The organism is Nonomuraea spiralis, from assembly GCF_014648435.1.
Taxonomy (GTDB): Bacteria; Actinomycetota; Actinomycetes; order Streptosporangiales; family Streptosporangiaceae; genus Nonomuraea; species Nonomuraea spiralis.
Genome location: NZ_BMRC01000008.1, coordinates 310,274 through 329,708 on the forward strand (window position 1 = coordinate 310,274; position 19,435 = coordinate 329,708).

14 protein-coding genes are annotated in these 19,435 nt (G+C 71.8%); 7 read left to right on the forward strand and 7 right to left on the reverse strand.

Annotated elements, in window-relative coordinates; all coding sequences use genetic code 11:
* The first annotated feature begins 28 nt into the window (after positions 1-28).
* The 4 genes from IEZ27_RS22040 to IEZ27_RS22055 are packed head-to-tail and all read left to right on the forward strand — an operon-like array spanning position 29 to position 5,596.
* A complete protein-coding gene (locus tag IEZ27_RS22040; protein ID WP_189648944.1) occupies positions 29-466 on the forward strand; it encodes a hypothetical protein in 438 nt (145 codons plus the stop codon).
* The gene (locus IEZ27_RS22045; RefSeq protein ID WP_189648945.1) at positions 463-1,959 is read left to right on the forward strand and encodes a glycosyltransferase; all 1,497 of its coding nucleotides are present in this window, start codon (positions 463-465) and stop codon (positions 1,957-1,959) included. The genes IEZ27_RS22040 and IEZ27_RS22045 overlap by 4 nt, the downstream gene beginning before the upstream one ends.
* Positions 1,956-3,920 carry a glycosyltransferase gene (locus IEZ27_RS22050; RefSeq protein WP_189648946.1) on the forward strand — a complete coding sequence of 655 codons (1,965 nt, stop codon included), beginning with the start codon at positions 1,956-1,958 and terminating at the stop codon, positions 3,918-3,920. The genes IEZ27_RS22045 and IEZ27_RS22050 overlap by 4 nt, the downstream gene beginning before the upstream one ends.
* Positions 3,917-5,596 (forward strand): glycosyltransferase, encoded by a 1,680-nt coding sequence (locus IEZ27_RS22055; protein WP_189648947.1) that lies wholly within the window; start codon positions 3,917-3,919, stop codon positions 5,594-5,596. The genes IEZ27_RS22050 and IEZ27_RS22055 overlap by 4 nt, the downstream gene beginning before the upstream one ends.
* A gap of 16 nt (positions 5,597-5,612) precedes the next feature.
* Here IEZ27_RS22055 and IEZ27_RS22060 read toward each other — a convergent pair whose 3' ends face one another.
* The 4 genes from IEZ27_RS22060 to IEZ27_RS22075 form a co-directional block, all read right to left on the reverse strand.
* Positions 5,613-6,902 carry a homoserine dehydrogenase gene (locus IEZ27_RS22060; RefSeq protein ID WP_229824210.1) on the reverse strand — a complete coding sequence of 430 codons (1,290 nt, stop codon included), beginning with the start codon at positions 6,900-6,902 and terminating at the stop codon, positions 5,613-5,615.
* Positions 6,899-8,281: a diaminopimelate decarboxylase gene (lysA, locus tag IEZ27_RS22065; RefSeq protein ID WP_189648948.1), complete on the reverse strand. Its 1,383-nt coding sequence runs from the start codon at positions 8,279-8,281 to the stop codon at positions 6,899-6,901. The genes IEZ27_RS22060 and lysA overlap by 4 nt, the downstream gene beginning before the upstream one ends.
* Before the next feature lie 124 nt (positions 8,282-8,405).
* Complete coding sequence (locus tag IEZ27_RS22070) at positions 8,406-9,026, reverse strand: anticodon-binding protein (protein WP_189648949.1); 621 nt, start codon at positions 9,024-9,026, stop codon at positions 8,406-8,408.
* Between the two features lie 16 nt (positions 9,027-9,042).
* Positions 9,043-10,854, reverse strand: a complete 1,812-nt coding sequence (locus IEZ27_RS22075; protein ID WP_229824211.1) for a hypothetical protein — start codon at positions 10,852-10,854, stop codon at positions 9,043-9,045.
* A 117-nt stretch (positions 10,855-10,971) separates the two neighbouring features.
* Between IEZ27_RS22075 and IEZ27_RS22080 the strand changes: the two genes are divergently transcribed.
* Both IEZ27_RS22080 and treS read left to right on the forward strand, forming a co-directional pair.
* Positions 10,972-12,594, forward strand: a complete 1,623-nt coding sequence (locus IEZ27_RS22080; protein WP_229824212.1) for an asparagine synthetase B family protein — start codon at positions 10,972-10,974, stop codon at positions 12,592-12,594.
* Positions 12,595-12,858: 264 nt separating this feature from the next.
* Positions 12,859-14,565 (forward strand): maltose alpha-D-glucosyltransferase, encoded by a 1,707-nt coding sequence (treS, locus tag IEZ27_RS22085; RefSeq protein WP_125631716.1) that lies wholly within the window; start codon positions 12,859-12,861, stop codon positions 14,563-14,565.
* On the opposite strand, the gene IEZ27_RS22090 is transcribed toward treS, so the two are convergent.
* The 3 genes from IEZ27_RS22090 to IEZ27_RS22100 are packed head-to-tail and all read right to left on the reverse strand — an operon-like array spanning position 14,552 to position 18,050.
* On the reverse strand, positions 14,552-16,822 hold the full coding sequence (locus IEZ27_RS22090) for an ABC transporter permease (protein WP_189648952.1): 2,271 nt from the start codon (positions 16,820-16,822) through the stop codon (positions 14,552-14,554). The genes treS and IEZ27_RS22090 overlap by 14 nt on opposite strands.
* Complete coding sequence (locus tag IEZ27_RS22095; protein ID WP_189648953.1) at positions 16,819-17,547, reverse strand: ABC transporter ATP-binding protein; 729 nt, start codon at positions 17,545-17,547, stop codon at positions 16,819-16,821. The genes IEZ27_RS22090 and IEZ27_RS22095 overlap by 4 nt, the downstream gene beginning before the upstream one ends.
* The gene (locus tag IEZ27_RS22100) at positions 17,544-18,050 is read right to left on the reverse strand and encodes a PadR family transcriptional regulator (RefSeq protein WP_189648954.1); all 507 of its coding nucleotides are present in this window, start codon (positions 18,048-18,050) and stop codon (positions 17,544-17,546) included. The genes IEZ27_RS22095 and IEZ27_RS22100 overlap by 4 nt, the downstream gene beginning before the upstream one ends.
* A gap of 130 nt (positions 18,051-18,180) precedes the next feature.
* Between IEZ27_RS22100 and IEZ27_RS22105 the strand changes: the two genes are divergently transcribed.
* Complete coding sequence (locus tag IEZ27_RS22105; protein WP_229824213.1) at positions 18,181-19,428, forward strand: ABC transporter substrate-binding protein; 1,248 nt, start codon at positions 18,181-18,183, stop codon at positions 19,426-19,428.
* Positions 19,429-19,435: the final 7 nt, after the last annotated feature.

Sequence of the window (19,435 nt, forward strand, 5' to 3'; positions counted from 1 at the left end):
AAGTCGTGACTACGAAAGGTTTGCGCGGATGCTCTCGCCCCGCCGACTGGCAGCGACCGCCGCACTTCTCGGAGTTGCGGCTGCCGGCGTACTCGTGCTCCTCGTCCTGGCCGGCCTGCTCACGTTCGGTGCGGCGGCTGCCGTCGCGGGGTTCGCGGTCACGCTGGCCGCCCTCGCCCTCCTGCTGCTCACCGTGCGCCGCGTGGACGGCAAGGCGCACCGGATCGACCTGCGGATGAAGAAGCACGAGGCCGAGCTCGCCCGCGCCACCGCCGCCATCAAGAACCTCGACTCCCGGCTGGAACTGCTGGTGCAGGCCGTCGAGGAGTCCGCCGCGCGCCGGGCCGACGACATCGGCGCGATCCTCGCCTCGCTCGGCGAGGACCGGGTGCACGCCATGACCAGGGCGCGAGAGGTCGAAGAGCTGCGCGAGGAGGTCCGCGCGCTGGCCAAGGGCCTGGCATGACGCGCGTCCGGCACAACGACTACGGGGTGCTGTCCCCGCCCGCGATCGGGGACTGGAAACCCGAGCTGAGCGTGTCGGTCGTCATCCCGGCCTACGACTGCCAGGAGGCGCTGGAGCGTACGGTCTCCGCGCTGGCCGCGCAGACGTATCCGGCCGGGCTCGTCGAGATCGTGGTCGCCGACGACGGCAGCACGCCGCCGGTCGAACTGGCCGACGCCCGCGTCGTACGGGTGCGCGACGGCTGGGGACGCGGCGCGGCCCGGCAGACCGGGCAACTGGCCGCCACCGGCGAGGTGATCCACTGGCTGGACTCCGACATGATCCTCGCGCCGGACCATCTTGAGGCGCACATGCGCTGGCACCACCTGATCGACCACGCGGTGGTGATCGGCGACACCCGGTTCGTGTCGGCCCCCGGCGAGGAGGGCACCCGATCGGAGTACACGAGGAAGACCCTGGACTCGACCCGGATGCTCAAGGACGCCGGGACCGGCGCGTACCTGCTGCACACGGGGGCCTCCTCGTCCGTACGCGCCGAGTTGCTGCGGGCGGCGGGCGGCGTGGACGCCACGCTCAACATGGCCGAGGACACCGAGCTGGGCTACCGGCTGGCCCAGGCGGGAGCGGTGTTCGTGCCCGATCCGCAGGCCAGGGCGTGGCACGTCGGGCCGTCCACGGTGATGCTGCGCGAGAAGGAGGTCCACCGGCACAACTGGTCCTACCTGGGCGACCTCATCCCGGATCTGCGCTGGTTGCGCGGCCATCCGCGCCGCCACTGGCGGGTGCCGTACGTCCAGGTCGTGGTGGGCGCCACGACGTACGAGGAGACCCGGGCGAGCGTGGACGCGGCGCTGGCCGGCACGCTGCCCGACGCCGCCGTCACACTCGTCGGCGCGTGGGGGAAGCTGACCGGCGGACGCCGGTCCAGCCTGGACGACCCGCTGCTCGACCTGCGGCTGCTGCACAACCTGTACGCCCACGAGCCCCGCGTCGTGTTCGCGGAGAGCGAACCGGTCTCCGTCACCCCGACCCCGTTCCTGCTGCGGCTGCCCGCCGGATGGGTGCTCGGCGCCGACACCCTCGCCGGGCTCGTCCGGCTGGCCGACGAAGACCTGCTCGGCCTGGTCTGCCTCGCGCTCGCGGAGGACGCGGACGGGGTGGTGGCCGCCCGGCTGGAGCGCACGGCCGCCTTCGCCCGGGCCGCGCGCTTCGAGGGCGCGACCGACGACCTGGTGGACGAGCTGTTCGGCGCGCTGTGGGTCGAGGGCGGCGAGTACGGCCTCAGCACCGTCGAGGAGGCCGGCCCGCTGACCGGCGACCCGGCCAAGTGGCGCGCGCTGGCGGCCCGTCGGCAGGCGGAGATCAAGGAGCTGCGGGCCACGGCCGACCGGCTCGCCGCCGAGGTCGAGCGTCTGTCCGGCCCTCGGGACGAGGAGGACCCCGCCCGCGGCCCGCTGAGCTCGCTGATCAGGCACCTGCGGAGCGCGGGGTGATCGCCGACCGGGCGCCCGCCGTGCGCCGGACGATCGACGGGCTGCTGGCGGACCTGCCCGGCGCCCGCGTGTTCCTGGCCGGGATCGAGGGAGCCGGCGGCCTGCCCGACAACGCCGTGGACCTGGACCGCGACCTGCTGGAACCGCCCGCCGAGCCGGAGACGGCCGGGCACGTCCTCGTGCTGGCCGGGACGCCCGCCGACCTGCGCAGAGTGGCGACCCTGCACAAGCTGCTCCCGCTGGCCGGGCGGGTGGCGGTGTGCGTGCTCGACACGCCCGCCTCGCATCCGGCCCCGGTGCCGACCCCCACGCCGGCCCACCGCTGGCGGTCGCTGACGGACCTGCGGGTGTACCAGCCCGGGAACCGGGTGTGGGTGGTGGACGCGCGTTTCTCCGCCGCCACGCCGGCCGGCCGTACGGTGACCGCGACCGCGCGCGCGTTCGCCGGGCACCGGCTGGACGTGATCGCGGCGCCGGCGGCCGGCATCGCGGGCATCGGGTCGGCCGACTGGCGTCCCGGCGACCCGAACGCGACGCCCGCCGAGGTGAGCGGGCCGGTCCCGGAACGTGTCGGCGCCCCGGGCAGCGACGTCGTCCTGCGCACGCTGGGCGACGTCCCGGGAGGCGAGACGGCGGGCGTGCCGGGCGACCGGGGCGAGGTCGGGTGGGCCGGGGATCAGACGCCCATCGAGCGGCCCACGATCGTGGCCGCGAGCTGGGAGAGCATCGGCCGTCCCGGCAGGGCGGGCTCGCCGCTGGCCGACCCCGACGTGCTCGGCGAGCCGTCGATGGTCCCGCCCGTGGACGAACGCCTGGTGAACCCCCAGGGCTTCGTGACCACGCCGTCCCGGGGCATGGCCTCGCTGGCCGAGCACGACGGACGCTGGTCGGTGTTGCTGGACGGCAAGGTCGTGACGGCGTTCGCCGAGTCCGGCGGGGTCACCGACGCCGACGTGGCACGGCTGCGGCAGGTCCGCGGCGTCGAGGTGAGCTGGCAACATCCGCACAGCGGGCCGCTGGCGGCCGTACGGGTGCTGGCCGGGCTGGCCGCCGCCGGGGTGCCGCTGGTGACCGGGGCCGTGCCGCGCTGGGCGGGGGCTCTCGGGGACGAGCTGGTCACGCTCCTGCCCGCCGCGCCCGACCTGTCCGACGACCTGCGGCGCGAGGAGCACAGTATCCGGTTGCGCCGGGCCGCCCTGCGTACCCACGGTGTGGCGGCCCGGTGGGAGCAGCTCGGCGCGCCCGCGCCCGCTCCCCCGCTGACCTCGGTCCTGCTGGCCACCCGGCGCGCGGACATGGTCGCCTTCGCCCTGCGGCAGATCGCCCGCCAGCGCGACGCCCAGCTCGAAGTGGTGCTCGCGCTGCACGGCGTCCCCCGGGAGCATCCCGACGTCGCCGCCGCGCTGGCCGCCTTCGACGGCCCGCTGACCGTGTACGAGGCCGACCCCGGGGCCGTCTTCGGCGAGGTGCTGAACGAGGCCGCCGCCAGGGCCTCGGGCTCGTTCCTGCTGAAGATGGACGACGACGACTGGTACGGCCCCGACTTCCTGGCCGACCTGCTGCTCGCGCACTCCTACTCGGGGGCGCAGGTGGTCGGCACGGTGCCCGAGTTCGTCTACCTGGCCGCGATCGACGTCACCGTGCACCGCAGCCAGGTCACCGAGCAGATCACCAGTTTCGTGGCGGGCGGCACGATCCTGGTGGAGCGGTCGGCGTTCCAGGCCGTGGGCGGGTTCCGTCCGCTGCGGCGTTCGGTGGACACCCAGTTCCAGGAGGCGTTGCAGGCGGCGGGCGGCCAGATCTACCGCACCCACGGCCTGGGGTACATCCTGCGTCGCGGCCCGGCCTCGGCCCACACGTGGCAGGAGCCGATCGGCACGTTCCTGCGGCGCAACCGCCGCCAGTGGCGCGGCTTCCGTCCCAGCGCGCTGATGGAGCTGGAGGGGAGCAGCCGCCCATGACCGTCCCCCGCATCCGCGGAAACGACTTCGGCGTCCTGAACCCTCCAGAGCTGGGGGCCTGGGAGCCGGCGCTCACCGTCACCGTCGTCATCCCCGCGCACGACCGCCAGGAGACCCTGGACCTGACGCTCGCCGCCCTGTCCGCGCAGAGTTACCCCGAGCACCTGCTCGACGTGATCGTGGTGGACGACGGCAGCGCCACCCCCATCCGCCTGCCCGAGCTCGTCCCCGGCACGACCAAGCTGATCTCCAGCCCGCCGGGCGGCTGGGGCCGCGCCTGGGCCGTGCAGGCGGGCGTGGACGCCGCCACCGGCGAGGTGATCCTCGTCCTGGACGCCGACATGGTCCCGCACCGGCGGCACGTCGAGGCCCAGCTCCGCTGGCACCACCTGGCCCCGTACGTGGTGGGCCTGGGCTGGATCGACTTCACCTCGGCCACCGAGCTGCCCGCGCCGGGCCGGGTCGCCGACGCCCTGGCCGAGGGCGCCGAGGACGACCTGTTCCCCCTGTCGCCGCACCGCCACGACTGGGCCGAGAAGATCATCAACGACCACGACGGCCTGCGTACGGCGTCCGGGGCGACGGCCGCGCGCGTGCACGTGGGGGCGACGGCGTCGTACCCGGCGGCGCTGCTGCGCTCGATCGGCGGCCTGGACACCTCGCTGGTCCTGGCCGAGGACACCGAGCTGGGGTACCGGCTGACGCAGGCGGGCGCGGTGTTCGTCCCGGATCCGGAGTCGCGGGCGTGGCACGTCGGCCTGCCTACCGCGATGCGCGACGTGGCCGCGCTGAAGCGGTACAACGATCCCTACGTGGCCGACCGCGTCCCGCACCGGCGTTACCTGCGTACGGACGCCGGACGGCAGTGGCTGGTGCCGTACGTGGAGGCGGTGGTGCCGGCGGGCGCGTACGAGGACACCCGCGCCACCGCGGACGCCCTGCTCGCCTCCTCGATCCCCGACGTGCGCCTCACTCTCACGGGCCCGTGGCCCGCGTTGTCCACCGGCCGCCGCTCGCCCCTGAACGACCCCGACCTGGACCTGCGCCTCATCAAGGCCACCTTCGAGCACGACCCCCGCGTCCGGCTGGCCACCGAGCCGCCCGCCGCCACGGCGGCCCCCTTCCGCCTGACCGTCCCGCCCGGCTGGACCCTCGCGCCCGACACCCTCGAACGCCTGACCGCCCACTTGGAGGAGCACGACCTCGGCGCCCTCTGCCTGGCCCTGGACGAGACCCCGCGGGGAGTGGTCGCCGCCCGCCTGGACCGTACGGCCGCCCTGGCCAGAGCCACCCTGGTCGCCACCCCCGACGACGACCAGGACGACCTGATCGACGCCCTGTTCGGCCTGGAATGGGCGGACGGCGCGTCGTGGGGCCTGCGCCGCCGCCCCAGCGTCTACCCGCCCCGCAGGCGCCCGGCGCCGGAGTCGGCCGTGCTCGCCGCCCGGCACGAGAAGGACCTGCTCCTGCACCGCAAGCGGGTGGCCGCGCTGCGCGCCGAGATCGCCCAGCTCCGCCGGGAGTCCGCCAAGAACGGCAGGGACGCGGCCCGCTGGCGGGAGAAGGCCGAGAGCTGGCGGCGCGAGGCCGTACGGCTGGCCCGCGAGCAGCGCCGCACGGTCCTGAAACGCGCCGTCCGCCGCGTCCGCGACCTGGCCTTCCCCGCCGGCGACTGACCGGGCGGGGCAGGCGTCAGTCGTCGCCCTCCACGCGCATCACGCTGGCGACCGCGCGGACGATGTCGAGCTCGCGCAGCCCTTCCATGGTCGCCGTGAGGGCGGCGTCGGTGGCGCGGTGGGTGACGATGACGAGCTGGGCGTCGTCGCCGTGGCCCTCCTGGCGGACGGTCTGGATCGACACGTCGTGCTTGGCGAACAGGTCGGCCACCCGGGCCAGCACGCCCGGCTTGTCGGCCACGTCGAGCGCCACGTGGCAGCGCGTGACCGTGTCGCCCATCGGGTGGACGGCCAGGTCGGCGTAGGTCGACTCCTCGGGGCCGTGGGTGCCGGCCAGGCGGTTGCGGCCCACCGCCACGAGGTCGCCGAGCACGGCCGAGGCCGTGGGCGCGCCGCCGGCGCCCTTGCCGTAGAACATGAGCTGCCCGGCCGACTCCGCCTCCACGAACACCGCGTTGTACGCCTCGCGCACCCCCGCGAGCGGATGCGTGCGCGGGATCATCGCCGGGTGCACCCGTACGCCGAAGGAGTGGCCGTCGTCGGAGCGCTGGCAGATGGCCAGCAGCTTGATGACGTAGCCCATGGCCTTGGCGGAGGCGACGTCGGTCGCGGTGATGTCGGTGATGCCCTCGCGGTGGACCTTGTCGGCGGTGACCCGGCTGTGGAAGGCCAGACCGGCCAGGATGGCGGCCTTGGCGGCGGCGTCGAAGCCCTCGACGTCGGCCGTCGGGTCGGCCTCGGCGTAGCCGAGCGTCTGGGCCTCCTCCAGGGCGTCGGTGAAGGACGCGCCCGTGGTGTCCATCTTGTCGAGGATGTAGTTGGTGGTGCCGTTGACGATGCCGAGCACGCGCTTGACGTGGTCGCCGGCCAGCGACTCGCGCAGCGGGCGCAGCAGCGGGATCGCGCCCGCGACGCTGGCCTCGAAGTAGAGGTCGCCGTGGCCCCGGCGGGCCGCCTCGTGCAGGGACGAGCCGTCCTCGGCCAGGAGGGCCTTGTTGGCCGTGACGACCGACTTGCCGCGTTCGAGGGCCGCGACGATGAGCGTGCGGGCCGGCTCGATGCCGCCGATCACCTCGACGACGATGTCGATGTCGTCGCGGGTGACCAGGGACTCGGCGTCGGTGGTGAGCAGCGCCGGGTCGACGTCGATGTCGCGCTTGCGCCCGAGCCTGCGCACGGCCACGCCGGCCAGCTCGAGCGGCGCGCCGATGCGCGCGGCCAGGTCGTCGGCCTGCTCGTGCAGGAGCCTGATGACCTGGGAACCGACGACGCCGCAGCCCAGCAGAGCCACTTTCAGCGGTTTCACAGCTGCCCCCTCAACAGGTCGTCCTCGGTCTCGCCCCGCACGATCACCCTGGCCCGGCCGTCGGCGACGGCGACCACGGCGGGCCTGGGCAGGTAGTTGTAGTTGCTGGCCAGCGAACGGCAGTAGGCGCCCGTCGCGGCCACGGCGACCAGGTCACCCGGCGCCAGGTCGGCGGGCAGGTAGAAGTCGCGCACGATGATGTCGCCGCTCTCGCAGTGCTTGCCGACCAGGCGGCTGAGCATGGGCTCGGCGTCGCTGGCGCGGCTGACGAGGGCGGCGGTGTACTCGGCGCCGTAGAGGGCGGTGCGCACGTTGTCGCTCATGCCGCCGTCGACGCTGACGTACGAGCGCAGCCCCTCGACGTCCTTGACCGTGCCCACCTCGTAGAGGGTGATGCCGCCCGTGCCGACGATCGTGCGCCCCGGCTCGACGGTCAGGCGCGGCACCGGCAGGCCGGCGTCGACGCAGACCTTGGCGACGATCTCGCGCAGGCCGTCGGCCAGCTCCTTGATGTCGGGGGCCTCGTCGCCCTCGACGTAGGCGATGCCGTAGCCGCCGCCGAGGTCGAGCTCGGGCAGGACCACGCCGTGCTCGTCCTTGATCTGCACGAGCAGCGTGGCCAGGCGCCGCGCGGCGACCTCGAACCCGGCCGTGTCGACGATCTGCGACCCGATGTGGGAGTGGAGCCCGACCAGGTCGAGCTGCGGCAGGGCGAGGATGCGGCGCACGGCCTCGGCGGCGGCCCCGGTGTTGAGCGACAGGCCGAACTTCTGGTCGTCGTGGGCCGTGGCGATGAACTCGTGGGTGTGGGCCTCGACCCCGGTGGTCACCCGGATCATCACCTTGGGCCGCTTGCCGAGCTGCTCGGCGAGGTAGCCGAGGCGGGCGATCTCCTCGTAGGAGTCGACCACGATGTGCCCGACGCCGCACTCGAGGGCCCGGGTCAGCTCGGCCTTGGACTTGTTGTTGCCGTGGAGGGTGATGCGCTCGGGCGGGAAGCCGACGCTGAGCGCCACCGCCAGCTCGCCGCCGCTGGCGACGTCGAGCCCGAGCCCTTCCTCAGCCAGCCAGCGCACGATCTCCTTGCACAGGAACGCCTTGCCCGCGTAGTGGACCTCGGAGCCCTGGAAGGCCGTGGCGTAGTCGCGCATCCGGGAGCGCACGTCGGACTCGTCGAGCACGTAGAGCGGGGTGCCGTGCTCGCGGGCCAGATCGCGCACGTCGACGCCGCCGACAGTGAGCGTGCCATCGGTCCGGGTCGACGTTCGGGGCCAGATCGCGGGATTGATCCGGTTGAGGTCGGCGGGCGCCATCGGCGGGCGCTCGTGGGGCAGCATCTCGGCGTGCCGGTCCCCGGCTGGATGGACGAATCGACTCACCCGAACGAGGCTATCGGAATCGCCGCCCCTCCCAGGACCGATGCCCACGTATCGAGACGCGATCAAGGTCCACAAGCGATATTTTTACGATTTTTCGCGGTTTGGCCGGATATTTTCCGATACATCACAGTCTTTCCGGTCCCACCAGTACCACCCGTACGGCCTCCGCCAGCCTCAACCGCGCCGTGTGCACCGGCCGGACGGGCTCGTCCCCCACCGGGACGGCGGGCGCGTGCTCGTGGGCGTCGTGGTAGGCCAGCGCCAGCCGGACCAGGTAACTCTCCCAACCGGGGTCGCGGCTCACGGCCCGTCCGGGCAGTTCGGCCAGCACCCGCAACACCCGCCGGTCGTAGGGGCCGTCGAGGAGTTCGGGCCGGAACCCGGTGAGCGGCACCCCGAGCGCCCCGGCCCACCGCCGCACCGCGCAGGCGCGCGCGTGGCCGTACCGGACCACGAAGCCGGGGTTGTCCCAGGTACGGGGGAAGTCGGGCCAGGCCGGCTCGGGCAGGTCCGGCGGGATCACCGACTCGACGAGCCGCCCCGGCTCTGCCACGACGATCCGCAGGAAGCCGTTCCCCCGCACCTCGGCCCCGGCCACGCCGGGCACGGCACGTACCCGCGCGGCCAGGTCGTGCGGGGGGATCCGGCGGCGCAGCGCGGCGGCCGACACGTAGACGGCCTCCCGCTCCCACGTGCCGTCGGGCGCCGGCGGCTCCCCCAGCACCTCGGCCAGCAGGTCGATCATGACCTCAGCGTAGGCGTCAGATCAGCGCGTGCGGCTCCGCCGAGCCGTACTCGACCAGGTGGGCCGCGCCGAGCAGCCAGCGGTCCTCGTCGCGCACCCGTACGTAACCGAACCGGTCGGCGGAGAACACCTTGACGCCGTCGGTGCGGCACTGCCGCATCATGACCTCGTCCCAGCCCTCGGTGAGGTCGGCGAAGCCCACCTCGCGCAGGGTGTTCCTGCGGGCCAGCAGGGTGGCTCCGGCGATCTCGGGGAGGTAGGCGTACTCGGCGTCCGGCTGCTTGAGCAGGGTGGCCTGGGGTTTGCGCAGGTGGGCGTAGAAGGCGGCCTTGCCCACGATGTCGGCCGTGCTGAACAGGAACGCCCGGCGCAGGTCCGACAGGTAGTTGGAGCCGTACACGTCGCGCGGGTCCATGACCGCGACGAGGTCGGCCTCGCACAGGTCGAGGCCCTTGGCCAGCATCGCGCCCTCGGACATCGCCGGGTGCGGCCGCCGGTACAGGACCTCGGCGTCGATCAGCACGTCACGGGCGCGCAGCTCGGCCTCGGGCGGGCCGATGACGACGACCTGGGCGACGTCCGACTGCCTGGCCACCTGGGCCAGCGCGTGCTCCATCAGCGCCGGGTCGAGGACGGGCAGCAACACGGAGGTGTTCAGCGTGGCGCGTACGCAGGGCAGCCCGACGGCCTCCAGCAGCTCGTCCACGCGCTCGGTCATCGTCCCCATGTCGTACGCCCGCCGCAGCGCCACGTGCGCCCGCCGTGAGTCGGGCTCGGTGCCGATCGGCGTGCCGCAGGCCGCGATCTCGGCCAGCCGCCACTGGGGTGTGCCCGGCGGGCAGTCGGCCGCCGCGGGCCAGCGATAGGAGGTGAGAGCGTCGGGATAGGCCAGGTGCGGCGGCAGGAGCTGGTCGAGCGTGAGCACGCGGTCGATGCGCCCGCCGGCCAGCGGCAGCGGGTTGTGCACCCGCGGCTGCACGCCGAAGTGCAGGCGCGGCCAGGCGACGGTGGTGTCGTTGGTGAAGCGGTGCTCGAACAGCGCAGCGGCGGCGGCGTAGTCGGCGACGTCGCCCTGCGTGTGCCAGAAGACGGTGCGGATGCCGCGTTCGGCGCACCAGGCCAGCAGCGCCTTGAGCCCCTCGCCCGGCTCGCCGGTCAGCTCCTCCAGCCACGGGCCCTGCGTGACGGACTCCACCACGAGCAGGTGGGGCACCTCCAGCGGCAACACCCTGGCGAAGTCGCGCGGCGTGAAGCCGGTCGTCTGGCGCCACTCGTAGCGCAGCAGCGCCTCGACGTGCGGATCGGCGATCACGGCCGCGGTCAGGTGCGGCCGGGTGTTGGGCCCGGTGGGCACCCGGTACGGCTTGAGCTTGAACGAGGCCCCGCCCAGCGTCCTGGTCGTGCTGGTGGCCTGGAAGGAGGCCCCTGGACGCGCTTCCTTGCCGCCCTGGGCGGCCACCGGCCTGCGCTTGGGCGCGATCGGCCGCTTGACCGGCTTGGCCGCGCCCCTGAGCCCCTTGGCCAGGCGCATCGGGTTGTTCCTGCCGCTCTTGATCGCGTCGCCCAGCCGGTTCCAGCGGGCGACCTTGATCGAGGACAACTTCCAGTTGGCCACCTCGGCCTGGAAGCGCTGCTCGGCCAGCTCCCTGCGCAGTTTGTCGGCCGCGGCCCGCTCGACCTCCAGCCGCTCCTCGGTCTCGCTCAGCCGTTCGGCCAGCTTCCTGACCTCCTCGGCGTTCTCCTCGGCCGCCGCCAGCCTGGACTGCGCGGCGTCCAGCAGCCTGGCCAGTTCGGCCGCGCGCTCGGCCTGCGCGACAGCCTCCCGCAACGCCCGACGCGTGCTTTCCAGCTCGGTAGACAACCGGGACCTCCGCTCTCTTAGCCCGGCAAAGGATACTCTTTTGCAGGAAGCGTCTCGAAGGGATGAGATCCGGTGCAGTTCAACGTGCGACCCTATGTATGCGGCGCTCTCGGTCGGATCGACACCTCCATACTGGGCAAACTCACCGCCGCGGGCCCCAAGGTGCGGCCCGCGCTCCAGACGGACGAGGCCGCGCTGTTCAGCTCCGCGCCGCTGCCGCCCTACCACCGGGCGGGCGGCGCGTTCGCGTTCTCATGGGGTGAGCGCAAGCCCGCTGCGGCCGAGGACTGGATCACGGTCGCGGAGACGTACGAGACGCCCGGCCTCGTCGGCGACGGCGCGCGGGTGACGCTGCACGCGGGCGCGCTCGGCCTGGTCGACGTCTACTACGTACGCCAGGGCGACGCGGTCTACTTCTCCTCGCTGATCCAGCCGCTGCTCAGCCTGGTGCCCATCGAGATCGACTGGGCGGCGTGGGCCTCGATCATCCAGGTGACGTTCCCGATGGGCGAGGCGACCCCGTACCGGGAGGTCAGGCGCCTGCCGGGGTCGAGCGCGCTGGTGTTCGAGCACGGCCGGTTGTCCACCGAGCGCCGGTTGCCGCGCTGGTTGCGCACCGAGCCGTACGAGGCCTGGACCAGCGCCGAGGAGATCGTCGAGCTGCTGCACCACGTCTACGAGGACTACGACGGGCGCAAACTGCTCGTACCGGTCAGCGGCGGCTACGACTCGCGCCTGCTGGCGAGCGTGGCCATGGCCCGCGGCGCCGACGTCGAGTCGTGGACCACCAGCCCCGACGACGGCACCGACACCGACATCGCCTTCGCCAGGTCGATCACCCGCGAGCTGGGCATCCCGCACCGGGTGATCACCCAGGACGCCGCCGCCTACCCCGGCGACGCCGCCGAAGTGGCCCGCAGGCTGGAGTACCTGACCCCGCACCACGCCTGGTACGCGCCCTTCGCCAAGGAGGTGCACGGCTCGGGCCGGATCCTGGTGGACGGCCTGGCCGGCGGTCCGCTGCTGAAGAACTTCATGGTCAGCGGCGCCGCCCTGGAGGCCAGGACGCAGGCCGAACGCTCGGCGGCGCTGCTGGGCTCGCTGTCGCTCGGGGCGCCCACGCAGCCGTTCCTGTCCAAGGCCGCCGCGCAGTGGATGGAGGAGACCGTGCGCGAGCAGTTCGCGGCGGCCACCTCGATGCTCCACGGGCACCGGGCCGAGCTGCCGCTGTCGGTGTTGCACACCAGGACCGTGCGCGGCATCGCGCGTTCCGCGGTCAACCTGGTGGGCCCGGAGGCGTCGTTCGCGGCGCCGTTCATCCACCCCGCCTTCTTCGACGCCGCGCTCAGCGTCGGCGTCGGGCGCAAGGACAAGGGCCGCTTCTACCGCGAGGTGCTGCACGCGGCCAACCCGAGGGTGGCCGCGCTGCCCTCCACGAACGTGGTCAAGCAGCCGCTCCAGCGGGTGCCCCTGCGTTCCACGGCGGCCCCGGCGCGGGCCTACTCCCACGGGATGCTCGACGTGGTGGCCCGGCGCGTGCCCGGAATGTTCTCCGACGAGCTGCACGAGATGATCGCCGGCGGTCCCGACGCCCTGACCCGGTTCAGCGGCTGGAACGACCGGTTCTGGGTGCGCGGGCTGGTGCTTTTCGGACTCTGGCTGAACGACTTCGAGAACGACCTCCCGGACGTCACGCCGCCTTTTTAGCGAACTCTGGGTAACAGGGCGATTACATACTGATCTCGCGGGTATTACACGTCGCACAGCAGAAGCGGGTTCCGGAAAGCCAACGGGCTGGTAGTGTTCGGCCCGTAAGCGCCGCAACAAACGGGCACCAGATCACAAATCCGGTCTCGTTCGAGGGCATGGAGTTCGCAGGGATGACGACTCCACGCGGCGCGGTCACCAGCTAAGAACGCCGGGGTAACCGGTGACTTCGTCCTGCCCACATCTCTTCCTGTGAGCGACATCATGATCAACGCATCCCCATCACCGGAGTCGATCTCTGAGGCGTTCGTCTCCGAAGATCCGCGATGGTACAAGCGGGCGGTGTTCTACGAGGTTCTCGTCCGGGGGTTCAAGGACTCCAACGGCGACGGTACGGGGGACCTGCGCGGTCTCATCGAGAAGCTCGGGTACCTTGAATGGCTCGGCGTGGACTGCCTCTGGCTGTTGCCGCTGTACGAGTCGCCGCTGCGCGACGGCGGTTATGACATTTCGGACTATATGAAGATCCTCCCGGATTTTGGTGACCTGGGGGACTTCGTCCAGTTGATCGAGGCCGCGCACGAGCGGGGTCTGCGGATCATCACCGACCTCGTCATGAACCACACCAGCGACAGGCACCCGTGGTTCCAGGCCTCCAGGCATGACCCGGAGGGGCCCTACGGGGACTTCTACGTCTGGTCGGACGAGCCCACGGGCTATCCGGACGCGCCCATCATCTTCATCGGCGCCGAGGAGTCCAACTGGACGTACGACCCGGTGCGCAAGCAGTACTACTGGCACCGTTTCTTCCACCACCAGCCGGACCTGAACTATGACAACCCGGCGGTGCAGGAGGCCATGCTGGAGGTGCTGCGGTTCTGGCTGGACCTGGGCATCGACGGCTTCCGCCTGGACGCGGTCCCGTACCTGTTCGAGCGTGAGGGCACCGCGTGCTCCGGGCTGCCGGAGACGCACGCGTACCTGAAGAAGATCCGCTCGGAGGTCGACCGGCTCTACCCCGACCGCGTGCTGCTGGCCGAGGCCAACGGGTGGCCCGAGGACGTCGTCGAGTACTTCGGCGACCCCACCACCGGCGGCGACGAGTGCCACATGGCCTTCCACTTCCCGCTGATGCCGCGCATCTACATGGCGGTGAAGAAGGAGACCCGCGAGCCGATCTCCGAGATCATGTCCCGCACCCCCAAGCTGCCCGACACGGCACAGTGGGGCATCTTCCTGCGCAACCACGACGAGCTCACGCTCGAGACGGTGACCGAGGAAGAGCGCGACTACATGCACAACGAGTACGCCAAGGACCCGCGCATGCGGGCCTACCTCGGCATCAGGCGGCGCCTCGCGCCCCTGCTGGACAACAACAGGGACCTGATCGAGCTGTTCACGGCCCTGCTGCTGTCGCTGCCCGGCTCGCCGGTCATGTACTACGGCGACGAGATCGGCATGGGCGACAACATCTGGCTGGAGGACCGCGACTCGGTCCGTACGCCGATGCAGTGGAGCCCCGACCGCAACGCCGGGTTCTCCTCGGCCGACCCGGGCCGCCTCTACCTGCCCGCCGTCATGGACCCGATCTACGGCTTCCAGGCGGTCAACGTGGAGGCACAGCAGCGCCACGAGGGCTCACTGCTGCACTTCACCCGGCGCATGCTGGAGATCCGCAAGAACCACGCGGTGTTCGGGACCGGCGCCTACACCGAGATGTGGTCCTCCAACCCGTGCGTGCTCACGTACGTGCGCGAGGACCGCGACGACGTGATGTTGTGCGTCAACAACCTGTCGAAGTTCCCGCAGCCCGTCGAGCTGGACCTGCGCCGGTTCGAGGGCATGGTGCCGGTCGAGGCCCGCGGCGGGGTGCGCTTCCCGAGGATCGGTGAGCTGCCCTACCTGCTGACCCTGCCGGGCCACGGGTTCTACTGGTTCGCGCTGAAGCCCGAGGAGATCAGCGCGAAGTGACGGGCACCTGGGCACGGGCCGCGCGGCGGGCGGGAATGATCGCCACCGCGAGGGCCGTGCCCACGGCCGCGACCACGGCCACGATCAGGGTCAGCGGCGCGGGCGCGCGGCCGATGCCGGCGCCCACGCCGCTCGTGTGACCCTGGAGATCGATCAGCCCCACCACCACCGACGCCCCCACCGCCGTGCCGGCGCCGACGCCGAGCACGACCAGCAGGCCCGTACCGGTCACCAGCGTGGCCATGACCTGGCGTGGCGTCAGCCCCATGGCCTTGAGCACGGCCAGGTCGAAGGCGTGGTCACGCAACCCGATCGCGCTCGCGGTGAGCAGGTTGGCCAGCCCGATCAGGGCCAGCACGCCGATCAGCGCCACGATCACCACTCTGATGATCGACAGCCGGTCGGCCGGGTTGACCGCGGCCTGCACGTCGAGCCCCTCCGCCGAGTCCGCCAGCAGCCTCGCGCGCACCTCCGCCTTGTCCGCGCCCGGCCGCAGGGCCAGCGCGTAGTACTGGGGCGGCACGGAGTCCTTGGCGGCCAGGCTGTCTAGGCCCACCGAGAGCACCTCGCCGTCCAGGTCGGGCTCGACCGTACGGCCGACGATCCGGACGATCAGCGGCGAGCCGCCCACGGTCAGGCGTACCCGGTCGCCGATCCGGACGCCCAGGAGGTCGAGCAGGCCCTGTCCGGCCACCGCCTCGCCAGGCTCGGTGTAGCCCCGGCCCTCCACGACGGGGAAGGGGTAGGGGTCGGCCGAGCTGCCGACGGCCCGTACCCGGACCGACCGGGCCTCGCCCGGGGCCAGGGCGTTCACGTCGGTGCCCGGGTAGACCGAGCGCACGTCGCGGTCGCGTTCGGCGATGCGTTTGGCGTCGGCCGACTCCATCTGCTTGCCGGGGCGTACGTACAGGCTGGCGTGCTGGCCGACCTGCTCGGGGTGGCTGAGGAAGTTGTCGAGGGTGGACCAGACGCCGAGGCCGATCGTGATCATCATCATCGGCACGGCCAGTCCGAACGCCGTCAGGAACGCCGGCACGCGCCTGGTGAAGGCGTCGCGGGTGCCGAGGATCAGGGCGGGCGGGAGGCGTACGAGGAGGCCGAGGCGGGCCAGCCTGGACAGGTGGCCGCGCGGCGGCGAGGCCGGTACGGCGGGGATCGGCGGTGTGCGCGCGCCCCGCCAGGCGGGCACGCCCACCGCGCCGAGCACCACGAGCGTCGTGCCCGCCACGATGGCCAGCACCGGCACCGGCGCGGCCGAGTACGTGCCCAGCACGACCACCGTCGCCCCCCAGCCCGCCAGCGCGCCGAGACCCACGCCGAGCAGTCCGAGCGCGCCGTGCTCGACCAGGAGCAGCAGGGCGACCTGGCCGCCGGTGAAGCCCATGGACTTGAGCGTGGCCAGGTCGCGCAGCTGGCCGAGCACCCGGCCGCCGGCCGCGTTGGCCAGTGCCAGCGCCGCCGCGACCATGCCCACGACGCCGAACAGCGCGAGCAGCGTGCCGAGCAGCCGGTTGTCCAGCTCCATCGCGGCCCTGACCTCGCGCCAGGTGTAGACGCGCTGGAGTCTGTCCTCCAGCATCACGACGACGCGCTGGGCGACGACCTGGCTGGCGTCGGGGTCGGTCAGGCGCAGACCGGTCACCCATTCGCTGCGGCCCAGCATGGGCTCGATGCGGTCGAGCGTGGCGGGCAGCACCCAGGCCAGGCCCGGCGTCCACTCGGGGTAGAAGCCCTGGTCGGCCGAGTCGACGACACCGCGTACGTAGAGGGCGTGGCGCTCGCCGCTGAGCGCGATGACCGTGAAAGGCGAGCCGATCGCCAGGCCCAGCGACCTGGCGAAGGAGTGCTCGACGACCACGCCGTCGGGCTGTCCGGCGTCGAGCCACCTCCCCTCGGCCAGTACGGGGTGGGCCACCGGCGACGGCGCGGCGGGCATCGCGCGCAGCGACGCGGGCTCCTTCTTGCCCTCCTGGGCCACGGTGACGGGGGCCGAGCGGTAGGGCCCGGCGACGCCCGTGACGCCGTCTATGCGGTCGAGGGCGACGTCCGGGGCGTCGTCAGTGTAGACCCAGACGTGGGCGCCGTCGGTCTGGGCCGACAGGCTGCGCCAGGGGTTGGTGCCGTCCTCCAGGAGGGTCGCGGCGGTGATCAGGGCGGCCACGATCCCGGCCACGACCAGCACGGTGAGCACCGCCTGGCCCTTCCTCGCCCGCAGGTCGGCCCTGATCCACCGGCTCCCGGCCCGGGTGGTGCTCATCGGAGGTCGATCACCTCGCCGGCGGTGCGGTTACGGCGGCGGGCGATGCGGCCGTCGTCGACGATCTCGCCGTCGGACAGCGACACCAGCCGGTCGGCCAGGCTGGCCACCCGGGCGTCGTGGGTGACCATGACGATCGTCTGCCCCTCTTTGTGCACGTCGCCGAGCAGGCGCAGCACGTCGCGCGTGTTGCGGCTGTCGAGGTTGCCGGTCGGTTCGTCGGCCAGCAGCAGGCTTGGCTTGTTGGCCAGCGCCCTGGCCAGCGCGACGCGCTGCTGCTCGCCGCCAGAAAGCTGGGCGGGCGAGGCTCCGGCGCGGTCGGCCAGGTTGAGCGCGCCGAGCAGGCTCTCCCGCCGCTCGCGGGCCACTTTGGGCGAGGCCCCGGCCAGCAACGCGGGCAGCTCGACGTTGTCGCCGACGGTCATGTTGGCGACCAGGTTGAAGAACTGGAAGACGAAGCCGACCTTCTTGCGCCGCAGCAGCGCCCAGGCGCTCTCGGACAGGGTGTCGACCCGCTGCCCGTCGAGCCAGATCTCGCCGCTGGTACGCGCGTCGAGCCCGCCGAGCATGTGCACGAGCGTGGACTTGCCCGAGCCGGACGGCCCCATGATCGCAACGAACTCACCCGGCTCGACCTGGAGGTCCACCCCGCGCACGGCCGGGACCGGCACCGCGCCATCCTGGTAGATTTTGACCAGATTGACCGCTTTTAGGACCGAGCTCATGCCAGATCCTCCTGGCATCGCTCCAACCAGTCAAGATCGGCCTGCAGGTGCAGCATGGCGCCTTCGATCAGCAGCAGGGCGACCCTGTCGGTGGGCGCCGTACGGGAAAGCAGGTCGTTGAGGTCGCCCATGAGCGACAGGTAGTGGCGGCGCTGGCGGTTGATCAGCGCCATCCGGTCGGCGATGCCGGTGAGCGGCGCGAGCACGAGCTTCATGAAGAACTCGTCGCGCACCCTGGGCCCCTCGGTGGGCTCGTCGACCCAGATGGAGAGCAGGTCGCGGCCCTTCGCGGTCAGATAGTAGACCTTTTTGTTCGGCCGGTTGGACTGTTCGACGTCGACGGCCCTGACCAGCCCGTCCTTCTCCAGCCGGCCGAGGGTCACGTATATCTGGCCGATGTTCGGGGAGGGGTAGGCGCTGCCGAATGTCTGCTCGAGGGCCTGTTTGAGCTCGTAGCCGTGGGCCGGTTCCTTGGCCAGGAGCGCCAGCAGGTGAAGCCGCACGCCTCACCTCCCCGCTTTGTGTTACGTGAGCGTTACGTAGGTTTCCGTTGACCATCAGATTACAGGTGTGCATAACATGAATGCATCTACCTAACACGTATGTAGCCCCGCTGAATGTGGAGGAAACAGAGTGCTGCGCCCGCTTTCGTTCGTCCTGGTCGTCCTGCTGGCGGCCGGATGCACGGTGGCGGGTGACGAGGGCGGCGGCGAGACGGGAACGGGCGGCACAGGCCCGATCACCTTCGCCACCGGACGCGACACCACGGCGTACCTGCAACCCCTGCTGGACCGCTGGAACCAGGCCCACCCGGCCGAGAAGGTGACGCTGCTGGAGCTGCCCGAGGCCGCCGACGAGCAACGTGCGCAGATGGTGGCCAACCTCCAAGCCCAGAGCAACCGGTACGACGTGCTGGGGCTCGACGTGGTGTGGACCGCCGAGTTCGCGGAGAACGGCTGGATCATCCCCCTGGAGCGCGGGCTCTTCCCGCTCGACAGGTTCCTGCCGCCCGTCGTGGACACGGCCGTCTACAAGGGCAAGCTTTGGGCCGTCCCGTACACCAGCAACGCGGGACTGCTTTACTACCGGACCGACTTGATCAAGAAACCGCCCCAGACTTGGGCGGAGCTTCGCGATAAAGCACGAGAAGTGACGAAAAAGCGTGACCTCGGCGGGTACGCCACCCAGCTCCTCGCCTACGAGGGCCTGACGGTGAACTTCTCCGAGGCGGTGCAGTCGGCGGGCGGGCAGATTCTCAACCACGACGGCACGGAGGTGACCCTCGATCCGGCCAAGGGGAGAATCGCGCTCGACTTCCTGATGCAGGGCCTGCGGGAGGGCTGGATCACCGACGACTCCCTGCGTTTCAAGGAGGAGGAGACCCGCCTGGCCTTCCAGGAGGGGAGGCTGGCGTTCGCCCGCAACTGGCCGCACGCCTACGGCCCGGCCAGGGCCAAGCTGGGCGACCGGTTCGCCGTGACCCGGCTGCCCGGACTGAACGGCCCCGGATCCAGCACGCTCGGCGGCATCAACCTGGCCGTCAGCGCCTACTCCAAGTACCAGCACACCGCACAGCAGTTCATCCGCTACTTCACCAGCCTGGAGAACGAACGTCGCGTCCTCACCGAGGGCTCCTTCCCGCCCGTGTGGACCGAGCTGTACGACGACCCGGGCCTGATCAAGCGCTTCCCGTACCTCCCCGTGCTCAAGGAGAGCATCCTCGCCGCGAAGCCACGGCCGGTGAGCGCCAACTACAACCAGGTGAGCCTGGTGATCGCCAGCTCGGTCACCAAAGCCCTGGCCAATCCTGCGAAGGAGTCCGCTGACGACGTCGCGGCCTCCATGAAGTCAGAACTCGAAGAGATCATCAGAACCCAGTGAGGCAAGC